This window comes from Streptomyces sp. NPDC029836 (assembly GCF_055574495.1).
The window spans coordinates 166,208-181,788 of sequence record NZ_JBVHZI010000007.1 but is presented as its reverse complement, the minus strand read 5'-3'; the positions used below and the strand labels follow the sequence as shown (position 1 = coordinate 181,788).

The window sequence follows — 15,581 nt, the reverse complement described above, 5'->3', positions numbered from 1 at the left end:
CTGGCCAAGATCAGTGAGATGTCGCACTTTACTTCTGCTACATCCCGGCGATCAGCTTCTCCACCCGGTCATCGACCGAACGGAACGGGTCCTTGCACAGCACCGTGCGCTGCGCCTGGTCATTGAGCTTCAGGTGCACCCAGTCGACCGTGAAATCACGCCGCTGCTCCTGCGCCCGACGGATGAAGTCACCGCGCAACCTCGCCCGAGTCGTCTGCGGAGGCACCGACTTGCCCTCGAAGATCTTCAGGTCGTTGCAGATCCGCGCCGCCTGCCCCTTGCGCTCCAGCAGGTAGTACAGACCCCGCCGCCGATGGATGTCGTGGTAGGCGAGGTCTATCTGCGCGACCCTCGGATTCGACATGGTCATGTTGTGCTTGGCCCGGTACCGCTCGATCAACTGGTACTTCATCACCCAGTCGATCTCCGTCCCGATCCGATCCAGGTCCTCCGCGTCGATCGCGTCGAGCGTACGACCCCACAGCTCCAGGACCTGCTCCACGACCCCGGTACGGATCCCACGACGCTCCGCGAAGTCCAGCGCCTTCTCGTAGTACTCCCGCTGGATCTCCAGCGCCGAAGCCTCCCGACCACTCGCCAGCCGCACCTTGCGCTGACCGGTGATGTCATGACTGACCTCACGGATCGCCCGGATCGGGTTCTCCAGGGTCAGGTCCCGCATCACGGTGCCCGCCTCGATCATGCGCAGCACCAGGTCGGTGGCACCGACCTTGAGGAGCATCGTCGTCTCGGACATGTTCGAGTCCCCGACGATCACGTGCAGACGCCGATAACGCTCGGCATCCGCGTGCGGCTCGTCACGGGTGTTGATGATCGGCCGGGAACGGGTGGTGGCGGAACTGACACCCTCCCAGATGTGCTCGGCCCGCTGACTGACGCAGTACACCGCGCCCCGAGGAGTCTGCAGCACCTTGCCCGCACCACAGATCAGCTGACGCGTGACGAGGAACGGAATCAGGATGTCCGCCAGGCGGGAGAATTCCCCGTGCCGGGCCACCAGGTAGTTCTCGTGGCAACCGTACGAATTGCCCGCCGAGTCGGTGTTGTTCTTGAAGAGGTAGACGTCGCCCGCGATTCCCTCCTCGTGCAGGCGACGTTCAGCGTCGACGAGCAGGCCTTCGAGAATGCGCTCGCCTGCCTTGTCGTGCGTGACCAGTTCGATCAGGTTGTCGCATTCCGGTGTTGCATATTCCGGATGCGAACCCACGTCGAGGTACAGACGGGCGCCGTTCCGCAGGAAGACATTGCTACTGCGGCCCCATGACACAACACGGCGGAAGAGGTAGCGCGCCACTTCGTCAGGAGACAGTCGGCGCTGTCCCCTGAACGTGCACGTGACGCCGTACTCGTTCTCCAGCCCGAAAATGCGGCGGTCCATGACTGAACATTACGCCTTCTGCCCTCTTCTGAAACCGGGTTCGAGAGCGGCGTTCCGATCAGTTTTTCACGAACGGCTCCGACGGACCCCCGGCAGGAGCCCCCTCGGACCCCTCCACGACACCCCCGCCGACCCCCTCCGACGACACCACCACCACACCCGCACGACCGCGCCCGGGCGACCCCAGCACCCGCTGAGTGGCCGTCAACACCAACAACGCCGCGAACCCCGCGCCACCCGCCACCGCGAAACCGGCCGTGATCCCACCCGACTCCACCGCCGGACCGGCCGCCGCCGTACCCATCGCCGCACCCACCCCGAAGAACGTCACCAACCACGAGAACGCCTCCGTCACCGTGCCCACCGGAGCATGCCGGTCCACCACGATGAACGCACACGCGATCGCCGGCGCCAGGAACACACCCGCCAACGCCGACAACGCCGTCATCGCCACCGGCCCCACCGTCAACATCAGCGGCAGGTAACACACGGCCAACAACGCCACCAACAGCTGCAACCGCCGCTCCGGAGCCCCCGGCCACTGCCGCGCGCCATAGGTCACCCCACCCACCAACGCGCCCAGACCCAGCGCCGCCATCATCCAGCCGTACACCGCCGCGCCACCGTGCTCGTCCGAATAGGCGATCGCCGCCACCGTGATCGACCCCAACGCCGTACCCACGAAGAAGAACGCGCCCAACAACGCCAACAGACCCCGCGAACGCAACGCGCCCAACCAGTGCGCCTCCCGCGGCGCCGAACGCCACGCACGCGACGGCTCCGACACCACCACCGACAGCGCACCCAGCACACCCAGGACGTTCAGGGCCACCAACGCCACCGCCGGCGACCACAACGAGACGAACACCGTCACCAGCAACGGCCCGACCGTGAACATCACCTCCTGTGCCACCGCGTCCATCGCGTACGCGGCGTGCACCCGCTCCTCCTTGCCACCGAGCACACTCGGCCACAGGGCCCGCAGACCACCCTCCAGCGGCGGCGTGAACAACCCCGCCACCACCACCGCCGCGTACGCCACGGCCGCCGTCCCGATCCCCGCGAAAGCCAGCCACACCATGCCCAGCGCCGACAGCACCGCCGCCGGCAGCTGCACCCGCGGCTGCCCGTACAGGTCCACCGCCCGACCCAGCAACGGCTGACCGACGGCGTTCGCCACCCCGTACGCCGCCGCCAACGCCCCCGCCAGGCTGTAGCTGCCGCCCTCCGCCCGCACGAACATCACCAGCGCGATCGAGGCGATGCCGTTCGGCAACCGCCCCACCAACGTGCCCACCAACAACCTCGCGGCGTGCCGGGTCCTGAGCAGCTCCACGTAACCCGCGGCCATGTCCGCCCCCTTCTGCCCGGACCCCGCCGGAGTAATACGTATAACTTGACGAGGTCATACGTACCATGGCCGCAGTCACCCGGTCCACCCCACGGACCCCCGCACCCCCTCCCACCTCGCCCTTCAGGAGCCACCTGTGACGAGACCCACCAGCCGCGACGTCGCCGGCGCCGCCGGGGTCTCCCAGGCCACCGTCTCCCTCGTCCTCGGCGACAAATGGCGCGGCCGCGTCTCCGAACGCACCGCCGCACTCGTCCGCGAAACCGCCACCGCCCTCGGCTACCGCCCCAACCTCGCCGCCCGCAACCTCCGCCTCGGCAGCACCCGCACCGCCCTCCTCGTCGTCCCCGCCCTCACCAACGAATTCTTCGCCCGCGTCTACACCGGCGCCGCCCGCATCGCCGCCGAACACGGCTTCGGCGTCGTCCTCTACCCCTCCCCCGACGGCACCGGCCCCGCCCGCGACCCCTTCGCCTCCGCCCGCGCCGCCCTCGACGGAGTCATCGCCTCCTCCATGGCCGCCGCCGCCCTCGACGCCATCGGCGGCGACGACCTCCCCCTCGTCATGCTCGACAGCGACCCCGCCTCCCCCGCCGCCGCCCACGTCAACCTCGCCATGGCCGACGGCATGCGCCAGATCGCCGACCACCTCCTCCACCACGGCCACCGCCGCTTCCTCCACCTCGCCTCCGCCGTCGACTCCTGGACCTTCCACATCCGCGCCCGAGCCCTCGCCGACCTCCTCACCCCCACCGCCGAACTCCGCACCACCAGAGCCCCCCTCACCGTCGACAGCGGCCGCCGCGCCGTCGAAACCGCTCTCGCCGGTCCCGGCCCCCGCCCCACCGCCATCGTCTGCGACGACGACATCCTCGCCGCCGGCGCCTGCAAGGCCGCCCGCCGCCTCGGCCTGCGCATCCCCGAGGACCTCTCCATCACCGGCTTCGACGACCTCGCCCTCGCCACCGCCGTCGAACCCGAACTCACCACCGTCGCCCTCCCCGCCGAACACGTCGGAGAACACGGCATGACCGCCCTCCTCGCCGTCCTCGACGGCACCCCCTGGACCGCCCCCGACCTCCCCGTCCACCTCGTCGTCCGCGACTCCACCGGCCCCGTCCCCACCCCCTGAGACCCGCAACACGACGAAGCCCGGGGACACGACGAAGCCCGGAACACGACGAAGCCCCGGCACACCCTCACGGGCACACCGGGGCTCACGCACCACCGAGCCGACTCGAACGCCCTACTCGGCGTCCTCCTCCGGCCCCTCGTCGTTCGACACCGCATCCGCCTGCGCCGCCGCCGGAACATCAGCCTCCAGCAACCGCGCCAACTGCCGACCACGGATCCGCTTGAACTTCCGCTGCTGCGCACGCGTCCGGTCCAGCACCGCGACCTCCAGCCGCTCCGCCGGAATCGCCTTGTCGGCACCGTTCGCCTGACTCGACAACGCCTGCACCGCCAGCTTCAACGCCTCCGACAACGTCATCGCGTCCCGATGCCGCTGATCGAGGAACGTACTGATCTGCTCGGCATTGCCACCGACCGCGACCGAACCGTGCTCGTCCACGATCGAACCGTCATGCGGCAACCGGTAGATCTGGTCCCCCGCCGCCGTCGCACCCACCTCCGCGACGACCAACTCCACCTCGTACGGCTTCTCACCCGCACTCGAGAAGATCGTGCCGAGCGTCTGCGCGTACACGTTCGCCAGCCCACGGGCCGTCACATCGTCACGGTCATAGGTGTACCCGCGCAGATCCGCGTACCGCACACCACCGATCCGCAGGTTCTCGTACTCGTTGTACTTACCGGCGGCCGCGAAACCGATCCGGTCGTAGATCTCGCTGAACTTGTGCAGCGCACGGGACGGATTCTCACCGACGAACACGATGCCGTCGGCGTACTGCAGCACGACAAGGCTGCGACCGCGGGCGATGCCCTTCCGGGCGTATTCCGCCCGGTCGGCCATGGCCTGCTGGGGTGACACATAGAACGGAGTCGACACCGGCTGTCCGTCCCTTTCTTCTGGGCTCCTACGGGGCGACGGATGGTCAGAGCAGGGCGGCGCGCGGGCCGTCGGGCTGCTCCAGCCGACGGTTGGTGACCGTACGGGCCAGTTCCTGCGACTGGGCGTCGGTCAACCTGCGGAACCCCTCGTCCGTGATGACGGTGACGATCGGGTAGATGTGGCGGTACAGGTCCGGCCCACCGGTCGCCGAGTCGTCGTCGGCGGCGTCGTACAGCGCCTGCACGACCAGCGTGGTGGCCTGCTCCTCCGTCAGGTCCGGACGGTAGAGCTTCTTCATGGAACCGCGGGCGAAGATCGAGCCCGAACCGGTGGCGGCGTAACCGTGCTCCTCGGAGCGACCGCCGGTCACGTCGTAGGAGAAGATCCGACCCTTCTCCTTGGCCTCGTCGTACCCCGCGAACAGCGGAACGACTGCCAGCCCCTGCATCGCCATGCCCAGATTGCTCCGGATCATGGTGGACAGCCGGTTGGCCTTGCCCTCCAGCGAGAGGGTCGTCCCCTCCACCTTCTCGAAGTGCTCCAGCTCCAGCTGGAACAGCTTGACCATCTCCACGGCCAGGCCGGCCGTACCGGCGATGCCCACCGCGGAGTACTCGTCGGCCGGGAACACCTTCTCGATGTCCCGCTGCGCGATCATGTTCCCCATCGTCGCCCGCCGGTCACCGGCGAGGACGACCCCGCCGGGGAAGGTGGTGGCCACGATGGTCGTCCCGTGCGGCGCCTCGACGACACCATCGGGGAGCTTGCGGTTCCCCGGCAGCATGTCGGGCGAGTGCGCGCCCAGGAAGTCCATGAAGGACGACGACCCCGGCGTCAGGAAGGCCGCCGGTAGACGCCCTGTGCCACGATTGTTGGCTTCCACTCGTGTCCCTCCAAGTATGAGACGACCCGACGAGCAGCGTCGGGATCGTCACCCAACTTGCCGATGGCCGTGTTGCAGTTGAAGCACAGTACGCCTCGGACCCTACCCGTCGAGTGGCAATGATCCACATGTACGGCCGGGGCCTTGAGGCAGATGAGGCAGAGGCCGCCCTGAGCTGCGATCATTTCGTCACGTTGGGCCTCGGTCATGCCGTAGGACCGCTTGAGGTGGCCTGCTCGCCCCTGGATGGCCCTGCACGCCTTGCAACGCGTCGACAAGCCATCCGAGGCCGTTCCGTTCCTGTGCCAGTCACTGTGCGGCTTGCTCTCACCACACTGACGGCAGAGCTTCCACCCCGGTGGCACTTCCACTCTCTCCTTCACGACCTTCCCCAAGGCCGCTTGCCGGCGACGGTAGTGCGCAGCGCTGTAAGCGGCCACGCACTCCCGGCACCTGGGCTGAAGCCCGTCGCCGCGGTTACGGTCCGCGGCAAAGCCGTTCAGGGGCACGTCACGGTCACAGCCGCGACACCATTTGGTTCCGTTGGACACGTACCGAGAGTCGCGGAACCGCCTTGGATTCGAAGGCTACTCGCCGCCTTTTTGTACGAAACTCCGAACGAAGTCCTCGGCATTTTCCTCGAGCACATCGTCAATCTCGTCAAGTACGGAGTCGACGTCGTCGGAGAGCTTTTCCTGGCGCTCCTTGAGGTCGGTCGATTCCTCGACCGCGGCCTCCTCGACCTCCTCGGTCGAGCGCGTCGCCTTCTGCTGTCCGCCGCCGGTGTCCTTGGTCGCCATGACTACCTCACCCCGCTCGGTTCGCACGCTCACGTGGAGAGACCCCGGGATTCGGGATCTCTCAAGATCAGACCCTACGCCGGACCCTACAAGGCGGGTCCGGAATTCGTCCCCGTAGTTGTCCAAGTGGTCCGGAACAACGTCCGGCTTTCCTTCATGATTCCCGGCCGGGGGCCATTTCAGGCCCCCTCGGCGCGCTTCACTGCCCCGAAAGCACCCGCACCAGGTCCTCGGCCGTACGGCACCGGTCCAGGAGCTCCTTGACGTGGTTGCGGGTCCCCCGGAGGGGTTCCAGGGTCGGGACCCGCTGGAGGGAGTCGCGGCCCGGGAGGTCGAAGATCACCGAGTCCCAGGAGGCGGCGGCCACGTCGTCCGCGTACTGCTCCAGGCACCGGCCCCGGAAGTAGGCCCGGGTGTCCTCCGGGGGCTTGCTCTCGGCCCGCTCGACGGCCGGCTCGTCCAGGAGCCGCTTCATCTTGCCGCGGGCGACCAGGCGGTTGTAGAGGCCCTTCTCGGGCCGTACGTCGGAGTACTGCAGGTCGACGAGGTGCAGCCGGGCCGCGTCCCACTCCAGCCCGTCGCGCCTGCGGTAGCCCTCCAGGATCTCCCGTTTCGCGATCCAGTCCAGCTCCCCCGACAGGCTCATCGGGTCGGTCTCCAGCCGACCCAGCACGTCCTCCCACCGGGCGAGGACGTCCTTGGTCTGGTCGTCCGCGTCGGAGCCGAACCGCTCCTCCACGTACTTCCTGGCCAGCTCGAAGTACTCCATCTGGAGTTGTACGGCGGTCAGGGTGCGGCCGCTGCGCAGCGTGATGAGCTGCTGGAGGTCGGGGTCATGGGAGACGTGGTGCAGGGTGCGGACGGGCTGGTCGACGGCGAGGTCGACGTTGATGAACCCGTCTTCGATCATGGAGAGGACGAGCGCGGTCGTGCCGAGTTTGAGGTAGGTGGAGATCTCGGAGAGGTTGGCGTCGCCGATGATCACGTGGAGGCGGCGGTACTTCTCGGCGTCCGAGTGGGGTTCGTCGCGGGTGTTGATGATGGGGCGCTTGAGGGTGGTCTCCAGGCCGACCTCGACCTCGAAGTAGTCGGCGCGCTGGCTGATCTGGAAGCCGTGTTCGCGGCCGTCCTGGCCGATGCCGACGCGGCCGGCGCCGGTGACGACCTGGCGGGAGACGAAGAAGGGGGTCAGGTGGCGCACGATCTCCGAGAAGGGGGTTTCCCGCTTCATCAGGTAGTTCTCGTGCGTGCCGTAGGAGGCGCCCTTGTTGTCGGTGTTGTTCTTGTAGAGGTGGATCGGCTGGGCGCCGGGCAGCTGTGCTGCTCGTTCGGCGGCTTCGGCCATGATCCGTTCGCCGGCTTTGTCCCAGAGCACGGCGTCGAGCGGGTTGGTGATCTCCGGTGAGCTGTATTCGGGGTGCGCGTGGTCGACGTAGAGCCGTGCGCCGTTGGTGAGGATGACGTTGGCGAGGCCGATGTCCTCGTCGGTCAGCTGGCTGTTGTCGGCGGCCTCGCGGGCGAGGTCGAAGCCGCGGGCGTCCCGCAGCGGATTCTCCTCCTCGAAGTCCCAGCGGGCGCGTCGCGCCCGGTGCATCGCCGCCGCGTAGGCGTTGACGATCTGGGACGAGGTGAGCATGGCATTGGCGTTCGGGTGTCCCGGAACGGAGATCCCGTACTCCGTCTCGATCCCCATTACTCGCCGTACGGTCATGCGGCCCTCCTTGCCCGGCGGCGCTCCCGTTCGGGAGCGGCGCTCAAGTACCGCTGGTGCTCCGGTGCGTCGTGTGCGGTGCCCGTCCCCGCACTGCGCGACCGGCGGTACGGAAGAGCCTAGAACCACTGCGCGCTGGTGGGGAGATCATTTCAGTCATTGAGTTTGCCTTGTCACCGGCCGAAAAGGGCAGGCGGTAAAACGGGCGGCTGCGGATGCCCGGTGAGGGCACCCGCAGCCGCCCCTTTTTGTCAGAGGTACTGACCGGTATTCGCCACCGTGTCGATGGAGCGTCCTGTGTCCGCGCCTTGCTTTCCGGTGACGAGTGTGCGGATGAATACGATCCGCTCGCCCTTCTTGCCGGAGATTCGGGCCCAGTCGTCGGGGTTGGTGGTGTTGGGCAGGTCCTCGTTCTCCTTGAACTCGTCCACGCATGCCTGGAGGAGGTGGGAGACGCGCAGGCCCCTCTGGTTCTGTTCGAGGAAGGCCTTGATGGCCATCTTCTTCGCACGGTCGACGATGTTCTGGATCATCGCGCCGGAGTTGAAGTCCTTGAAGTAGAGGACTTCCTTGTCGCCGTTGGCGTACGTGACCTCGAGGAAGCGGTTCTCCTCGGTTTCGGCGTACATCTGCTCGACGACGGTCTGGATCATGCTGTGGACGGTTTCGGCCGTGGAGCCCTGGTGTTCGGACAGGTCGTCCGTGTGCAGGGGGAGGGTGGCCTTGAGGTACTTGGCGAAGATGTCCTTGGCCGCCTCGGCGCCGGGGCGCTCGATCTTGATCTTCACGTCGAGCCGGCCGGGGCGCAGGATGGCCGGGTCGATCATGTCCTCGCGGTTGGAGGCGCCGATGACGATGACGTTCTCCAGGCCTTCCACGCCGTCGATCTCGGCGAGCAGCTGGGGGACGATGGTGTTCTCCACGTCCGAGCTGACGCCGGATCCGCGGGTGCGGAAGAGGGATTCCATCTCGTCGAAGAAGACGATGACGGGGGTGCCCTCGCTGGCCTTTTCCCTGGCGCGTTGGAAGACGAGGCGGATGTGCCGCTCGGTCTCGCCGACGTACTTGTTGAGGAGTTCGGGGCCCTTGATGTTCAGGAAGTAGGACTTCCCGGCGGGCTGGCCGGTCACCTCGGCGACCTTCTTGGCAAGGGAGTTGGCCACGGCCTTGGCGATGAGCGTCTTGCCGCAGCCGGGGGGGCCGTAGAGCAGGATGCCCTTCGGGGGCCGGAGTTCGTGCTCCTTGAAGAGGTCGGGGTAGAGGTAGGGGAGCTCGACGGCGTCGCGGATCAGCTCGATCTGGTCGCCCAGGCCGCCGATCTTCTCGTAGTCGATGTCCGGGACCTCTTCGAGGGTGAGGTCTTCGACCTCGCTCTTGGGGACGATCTCGTAGACGTAGCCGGAGCGGGGTTCGAGCAGCAGGGAGTCGCCGGGGCGGATGGTGACGTCCAGGAGCGGCTCGGCGAGCCTCACCACCCTTTCCTCGTCGGTGTGCCCGACCACCAGGGCGCGCTCGCCGTCCTCGAGGATTTCCTTGAGGGTGACGATGTCCCCGGCTCGCTCGTATTCCATGGCTTCGACCACGTTGAGCGCTTCGTTGAGCATGACCTCCTGGCCGCGCCGGAGGCCTTCCGGTTCGACGCTGGGGCTCACGTTCACGCGGAGCTTGCGGCCGCCGGTGAAGATGTCGACGGTGCCGTCCTCGTTCGCCTGGAGGAAGACACCGAAGCCGGCCGGCGGTTGTGCGAGCCGGTCGACTTCCTCCTTGAGGGCCACGATCTGGTCGCGGGCCTCGCGGAGGGTATTCGCGAGTCGTTCGTTCTGCGCGGAGACGCCTGCCAGATTTGTCTGGAGCTCGACGATCCGCTCTTCGAGAATCCTCGCGTGCCGCGGAGAGTCGGCGAGCTTACGTCGCAGGACGGCGATTTCCTGCTCGAGATAGGCAACCTGGCCGGCGGGGTCCTCAGACCCTCGCCCGGGCCGGATGCCGCGGTTGATGTCGTCGTCGTGGGCTGCCACGGTCCTCACCTCCTCCAAGGGGAGCTGGACGCTTCCTGACCCTACCTGGGCTGGTGGTGATTGAAACCCCTAGATCACAAAGACGGTAGAGGTGTGTCCGATCTTCACCCTTGCGTACTCCCTCACGCCAAGGAAATACCCACCCATCAACATCGGAAAGCAGCCGGTTGTAAGGTCGAACTGTTCAACACCCGTCAGGGCTCGTGCGACTTGCTTCGAGTTGTGGCCGGGGTGGATCACTCGGAGCAGGGAACGGCAGGAGATATGAGCGTGCAGCAGGAGGCCCCGGCGGAGGGTGTCGGCGGGGCCGGGCAGCCGCTGGAGGTCTGGATCGATCAGGACCTGTGCACCGGCGACGGGATCTGCGTGCAGTACGCACCTGAGGTGTTCGAGCTGGACATCGATGGTCTGGCGTACGTGAAGAGCCCCGAGGACGAGCTGCTGCAGGAGGCGGGGGCGACGACTCCGGTTCCGTTGACGTTGCTCCAGGACGTGGTCGATTCGGCGAAGGAATGTCCGGGTGACTGCATCCACGTGAGGCGCGTTTCGGACAGGGTCGAGGTCTTCGGTCCGGACGCGGAGTGACGGTTCAAACACTTCCGGCGGACGAGTCCGTCAGCTCCTGGCGGAATTTCCCGGTGGTCCAGCGCCACTTGGCGAGCTGGTTGAGGTCGGGGCTGGAGCGTGGGACGTCCGGTGAGGAGTAGCCGAGGAGACGGGCCGTGACGGCGCCGTCGCGGACGGTGAGGTCGATGGCGGTGCGTCGGCGGTCGGTGTCGAGCAGGGTGGCGACGACGCGGGGCGCGGAGCCGGGTGCGGGGTCCTGGATCAGGACGTAGAGGGCGTGGGGCGGGGTGCCGGAGCCGGCTTGGCAGCGGACGGCGGCCACGGTTTCGGGGCGGCCGTCGCCGTCGAGGTCGCCGTGGGCGGTGTCGGTGACGGTCCGGGGTACGCCTTTGCAGTCGAGGGGGTAGGTGACGGCCTGCGCGTCGGGGGCGGTGGCGCGGGGGTCGGGGGCCGCGGCGGCTTGTGGGCCGTTGCGGGTTCCGGGTGCTGGGGTGGCTCCGCCGGCGGGTTCGGGTTGGAGGAGGCCCGCGCCGGCTATGACGGCGGCGATGACGGTGGCGGTGGCGGCCCAGTGGGCGGGTCTGGCGCGGTGGTGCGCCGGGGTTCGTGGGGTGGGCGCCGGCGTGGTGGGGCTGTGCGGCACGCGGGGTGTCTCCTGTGCGAGGGGTGACGGGGAGCCAGCATCGTGCCACATGTCACACGGGGGTGAAACGGTCGGGTCCGGACGGGTTCGAGCCTGCGGACGGGTTCGGGCCGGGGCGCGGGGTGGGGCGCGGGGTGGGTCTTCGTGGGTAACGAAAAGGCGCTGCGGCGCAGTTCCCGTTTGCTCGGGGGAACTGCGCCGCAGCGCCTTGGTGTTGGGCGGGCCCGTGGGGTGGGCCGGGCCGGGGGTGACCGTTATGCGGAGCGGTCGCTGCCGGGGCCGTCGTAGTCGTCGCCGTAGGCGCCCTTGGAGGGGCGGCGGCGGCGCATCGGGGGTTCGACGCCGTCGGCGAGGCGGCGGGCGGTGACGAGGAAGCCGGTGTGGCCGATCATCCGGTGGTCGGGGCGGACCGCGAGGCCTTCGACGTGCCAGTTGCGGATCATCGATTCCCAGGGCTGCGGTTCGGCGTAGCAGCCGAACTCGCGGATGGATTCGACGGTGCGCGAGAGCTGGGTGGTGGTGGCCACGTAGCAGCACAGGATGCCGCCGGGGACGAGGGCCTTGGAGACGACCTCCAGGCATTCCCAGGGGGCGAGCATGTCGAGGATGACGCGGTCGACGTCGGTGTCGGACAGGTTGTCCTGGAGGTCGCCGACGGTCAGCTGCCACGCGGGGTGGGGGCCGCCGAAGTAGCGCTCGACGTTGGCGGTGGCGATCTCGGCGAAGTCCGCGCGGCGCTCGTAGCTGTGGAGCATGCCCTGGTCGCCGATGGCGCGCAGCAGGAAGCTGCTCAGGGAGCCGGAGCCCACTCCTGCTTCCACGACGCGGGCGCCGGGGAAGATGTCGGCGAAGGCCAGGATCTGGCCCGCGTCCTTGGGGTAGACCACGGCGGCGCCGCGGGGCATGGACAGGACATAGTCGGGGAGCAGGGGACGCAGCGCGAGGTATGCGACGTTGCCCGTGGTACGGACAACGCTGCCCTCGGGGGCGCCGATCAGCTCGTCGTGCGGGAAGGAACCCTTGTGGGTGTGGAAATTCTTCCCGGCTTCGAGCGTGAACGTGTAGTGGCGGCCCTTGGGGTCGGTGAGCTGAACCTGGTCCCCGACCTCGAAGGGCCCGCGTCGGCGGGCGGCACCGGTCGGTTCGGACATGTGACCAGTGTATTGGCTTCAGGACTGGGGCCGCGCCATGGCCTTGACGAAGGCCTTCTCGACGTCGAGGGCGGACAGGACGCCGTAGATGGTGCCGCCGGTTTCGAGGACGAGGTATTCGGTGGCGGGGTTGGCGCGGAGGTGGTCGAGGAGTTCTTCGCCGGTGAGTTCCGCGGAAACCTTCATGCCGTCGGTGAGGTCCTGGGCGAGGGTGCTGACGGCGACCCAGGGGCGGCGGTGTTCGGGTACGGAGGCGATGGCGGTTTCGCGGACGATGGCGGTGGGGTCTCCGAGGCCGTCGACGACCACGAGGGCGCGGGCTCCGGCTGCGTTGGCGCGGCGGAGGGCTTCGGAGAGGGGGGTGGCGTTCTCGACGGGGATGGCGCGGCGGGTGAGGGCGCGGGCGCGGAGTTCGGGGAGGTGTTCGCGCAGGCGGGCCATGCGGAGGCTGTTGCCGGCGCCGGTCCAGATGATGGCGGCCAGGATCGCGGCGAGGAGCGCGTCCATGACGGTGTTCATGCCGCCGATCTCGTCGGTGCGGTTGCCGAGGATGCCGGTGTGGGTGAGGAGGGGGAGGCCGAGGAGGACGGCGACGGCGAGGCCGCGTCCGACCCAGGCGGCGGCGATGGTGCCGGCCATGGGTTTGCCGGTGATGCCCCAGATGACGGCGCGGAGCATGCGGCCGCCGTCGAGGGGGAGGCCGGGGAGGAGGTTGAAGGCGGCGACGAGGAGGTTGGAGATCATGAGGCCGGCGAGGAGGACGCCGGGGACGGTGGCGGGGTCGACGGCCTTCATGCCGAGGTAGAAGATGCCGGCGAGGGCGAGGGAGAGGAGGGGGCCGACGAAGGCGAGGACGAATTCGCGGCCGGGTGTTTCGGATTCCTTCTCGATCTCGGAGACGCCGCCGAAGAACTGGAGCTGGATGCGGCGCACGGGGAGTTTGTAGCGGAGTGCGGCGAGGGTGTGGGCGAGTTCGTGGACGAGGACGGAGGCGTAGAAGGCGACGGCGAAGAAGAGGGAGACGAGGTAGCGGACGGGTCCGAGGTCGGGGAGGATCTGGTCGAGCTGGTCGCCGAAGACCCAGGTGATGAGGGCGGCGACGAGGAACCAGCTGGGGGAGACGTAGACGGGCACTCCGAAGGGGCGGCCCATGAGGATGCCGCCGCCCGGGTCGGAGCGCTTGGCTGCGCGCTCGCCGGTTTCGTCGGTGTCTGCCACGGCTTTCCTTCGTTCGGTGCTTGGGGTTCCAGTGTGGTTCAGGTGCTGGTGTAGCGGGGTGTGATGCTCCGATCATGCAGTGCGAGGAGGCTCGGCGTCGATGGTATGCGCGTGCTGTCGGCCGTGGACCGTAGGGTTTGACGCATGACGACGAGTCCCGGTGCCGTGCCAGGTGCTTCCGAGGTCGGCGTGGCGCCGGTCGCCGTGCCGCCCAGTTCCCTGTCGCCCTCGCGGGCCGGCGATTTCATGCAGTGTCCGTTGTTGTACCGGTTCCGGGTGATCGACAAGTTGCCGGAGAAGCCGAGTGCGGCGGCGACGCGGGGGACGTTGGTGCACGCGGTACTGGAACGGTTGTTCGATCATCCGGCGCAGGAGCGGACGGCGCCGCGGGCGAAGGCGTTGATTCCGGGACAGTGGGACCGGTTGCTGGAGTCGAAGCCGGAGCTGGCGGAGCTGTTCCCGGAGGGGGACGAGGGGGCGGGACTGGCGCGCTGGCTGACGGAGGCCGAGGCGCTGGTGGAGCGCTGGTTCACGTTGGAGGACCCGACGCGGCTGGAGCCGGTGGAGCGGGAGTTCTTCGTGGAGACGGAGCTGGAGTCGGGGCTTCGGTTGCGGGGGATCATCGACCGGGTGGACGTGGCGCCGTCGGGCGAGGTGCGGATCGTCGACTACAAGACGGGGAAGGCGCCGCGGCCGGAGTACGCCGAGGGCGCGTTGTTCCAGATGAAGTTCTACGCGCTGGTGGTGTGGCGGCTGAAGCAGGTGGTGCCGCGGCGGCTGCAGCTGGTGTATCTGGGCAGCGGGGACGTGCTCACCTACGATCCGGTGGTCGCGGATCTGGAGCGGGTGGAGCGGAAGCTGCACGCGTTGTGGGAGGCGATCCGGGAGGCCACGGAGACGGGTGAGTGGCGGCCGCGGCCGACGAAGCTGTGCGGCTGGTGTGATCATCGGTCGGTGTGTCCGGAGTTCGGGGGCACTCCCCCGGTGTATCCGTTGACGGTGGTGCCGAGGCCGGCGGGGCCGCCGGTGGAGGTCGTGATGGATCGCCCGGCGGAATCCTGATCTTGCCGTCAGGGCAGAATGGGCGTCGTCCGCCGTAGCCGCCCGACGAATTCGAGGTACCTCCGTGGCCATCCGCGTCCTGCTGGTCGACGACCAGCCACTGTTGCGCACCGGGTTCCGGATGATCCTGGAGGCGGAGCGGGAACTGGTGGTGGTGGGCGAGGCCGGGGACGGTCTGCAGGCGTTGGACCAGGTGCGGGCGTTGCAGCCCGACGTGGTGCTGATGGACATCCGGATGCCGCGGATGGACGGGGTGGAGGCGACGCGGCAGATCACGGGTCCGGAGCGGAACGGGCCGGCGAAGGTGTTGGTGCTGACCACGTTCGATCTGGACGAGTACGTCGTGGAGGCGTTGCGGGCGGGGGCGAGCGGGTTCCTGTTGAAGGACGCGCCGGCGACGGAGCTGGTGCAGGCGATCCGGGTGGTCGCGGCGGGTGAGGCGATGCTGGCGCCGAGCATCACGCGGCGGTTGTTGGACAAGTACGCGGGGCACCTGCCGTCGGGTGAGGACAGCGTGCCGGACACGCTGGGGACGCTGACGGAGCGCGAGGTGGAGGTGCTGAAGTTGGTGGCCCGCGGGCTGTCGAACGCGGAGATCGCGGCGGACCTGTTCGTGAGCGAGACGACGGTGAAGACGCACGTGGGTCACGTGCTCACGAAGCTGGCGCTGCGCGACCGGGTGCAGGCGGCGGTGTACGCGTACGAGTCGGGTCTGGTACGGCCGGGCGCGACTCCGTAGCCGCCCGCCGCGGCGTCGGACGCGA

General features: G+C 68.3%; 15 protein-coding genes. 4 read left to right on the top strand and 11 right to left on the bottom strand.

Annotated features, from left to right (window positions below; genetic code table 11):
- Positions 1-37: 37 nt before the first annotated feature.
- Both pafA and ACZ4XJ_RS21520 read right to left on the bottom strand, forming a co-directional pair.
- Entirely contained in the window at positions 38-1,399 is a 1,362-nt protein-coding gene (gene pafA, locus ACZ4XJ_RS21525; protein ID WP_281206880.1) for a Pup--protein ligase, read from the bottom strand.
- A 58-nt stretch (positions 1,400-1,457) separates the two neighbouring features.
- A complete protein-coding gene (locus ACZ4XJ_RS21520; protein WP_362882549.1) occupies positions 1,458-2,750 on the bottom strand; it encodes an MFS transporter in 1,293 nt (430 codons plus the stop codon).
- 136 nt (positions 2,751-2,886) lie between these two features.
- Here ACZ4XJ_RS21520 and ACZ4XJ_RS21515 point away from each other — a divergent pair, with 136 nt between their 5' ends.
- On the top strand, positions 2,887-3,882 hold the full coding sequence (locus tag ACZ4XJ_RS21515; RefSeq protein WP_468497048.1) for a LacI family DNA-binding transcriptional regulator: 996 nt from the start codon (positions 2,887-2,889) through the stop codon (positions 3,880-3,882).
- 114 nt (positions 3,883-3,996) lie between these two features.
- Here ACZ4XJ_RS21515 and prcA read toward each other — a convergent pair whose 3' ends face one another.
- The 6 genes from prcA to arc form a co-directional block, all read right to left on the bottom strand.
- A complete protein-coding gene (prcA, locus tag ACZ4XJ_RS21510) occupies positions 3,997-4,761 on the bottom strand; it encodes a proteasome subunit alpha (RefSeq protein WP_468497047.1) in 765 nt (254 codons plus the stop codon).
- A gap of 46 nt (positions 4,762-4,807) precedes the next feature.
- Positions 4,808-5,647 (bottom strand): proteasome subunit beta, encoded by an 840-nt coding sequence (gene prcB / locus ACZ4XJ_RS21505; RefSeq protein ID WP_468497046.1) that lies wholly within the window; start codon positions 5,645-5,647, stop codon positions 4,808-4,810.
- Entirely contained in the window at positions 5,599-5,832 is a 234-nt protein-coding gene (locus ACZ4XJ_RS21500) for an endonuclease VII domain-containing protein (RefSeq protein WP_468497045.1), read from the bottom strand. The genes prcB and ACZ4XJ_RS21500 overlap by 49 nt, the downstream gene beginning before the upstream one ends.
- 402 nt (positions 5,833-6,234) lie before the next feature.
- Positions 6,235-6,447 (bottom strand): ubiquitin-like protein Pup, encoded by a 213-nt coding sequence (locus tag ACZ4XJ_RS21495; RefSeq protein WP_030233608.1) that lies wholly within the window; start codon positions 6,445-6,447, stop codon positions 6,235-6,237.
- Positions 6,448-6,646: 199 nt separating this feature from the next.
- A complete protein-coding gene (gene dop / locus ACZ4XJ_RS21490) occupies positions 6,647-8,158 on the bottom strand; it encodes a depupylase/deamidase Dop (protein WP_362882554.1) in 1,512 nt (503 codons plus the stop codon).
- 251 nt (positions 8,159-8,409) lie between these two features.
- Positions 8,410-10,176: a proteasome ATPase gene (arc, locus tag ACZ4XJ_RS21485; RefSeq protein ID WP_362882555.1), complete on the bottom strand. Its 1,767-nt coding sequence runs from the start codon at positions 10,174-10,176 to the stop codon at positions 8,410-8,412.
- A 264-nt stretch (positions 10,177-10,440) separates the two neighbouring features.
- Here arc and ACZ4XJ_RS21480 point away from each other — a divergent pair, with 264 nt between their 5' ends.
- Positions 10,441-10,761, top strand: a complete 321-nt coding sequence (locus ACZ4XJ_RS21480) for a ferredoxin (RefSeq protein ID WP_362882556.1) — start codon at positions 10,441-10,443, stop codon at positions 10,759-10,761.
- Between the two features lie 4 nt (positions 10,762-10,765).
- On the opposite strand, the gene ACZ4XJ_RS21475 is transcribed toward ACZ4XJ_RS21480, so the two are convergent.
- The 3 genes from ACZ4XJ_RS21475 to ACZ4XJ_RS21465 form a co-directional block, all read right to left on the bottom strand.
- On the bottom strand, positions 10,766-11,386 hold the full coding sequence (locus ACZ4XJ_RS21475; RefSeq protein WP_468497044.1) for a hypothetical protein: 621 nt from the start codon (positions 11,384-11,386) through the stop codon (positions 10,766-10,768).
- A gap of 254 nt (positions 11,387-11,640) precedes the next feature.
- Positions 11,641-12,537 carry a tRNA (adenine-N1)-methyltransferase gene (locus tag ACZ4XJ_RS21470; RefSeq protein ID WP_468497043.1) on the bottom strand — a complete coding sequence of 299 codons (897 nt, stop codon included), beginning with the start codon at positions 12,535-12,537 and terminating at the stop codon, positions 11,641-11,643.
- Between the two features lie 18 nt (positions 12,538-12,555).
- A complete protein-coding gene (locus ACZ4XJ_RS21465; protein ID WP_362882571.1) occupies positions 12,556-13,689 on the bottom strand; it encodes a site-2 protease family protein in 1,134 nt (377 codons plus the stop codon).
- A gap of 210 nt (positions 13,690-13,899) precedes the next feature.
- On the opposite strand from ACZ4XJ_RS21465, the gene ACZ4XJ_RS21460 reads away from it, so the two are divergent.
- Both ACZ4XJ_RS21460 and ACZ4XJ_RS21455 read left to right on the top strand, forming a co-directional pair.
- Complete coding sequence (locus ACZ4XJ_RS21460; protein WP_468497042.1) at positions 13,900-14,817, top strand: RecB family exonuclease; 918 nt, start codon at positions 13,900-13,902, stop codon at positions 14,815-14,817.
- A gap of 64 nt (positions 14,818-14,881) precedes the next feature.
- Complete coding sequence (locus tag ACZ4XJ_RS21455) at positions 14,882-15,556, top strand: response regulator transcription factor (protein WP_362882559.1); 675 nt, start codon at positions 14,882-14,884, stop codon at positions 15,554-15,556.
- Positions 15,557-15,581 lie beyond the last annotated feature (25 nt).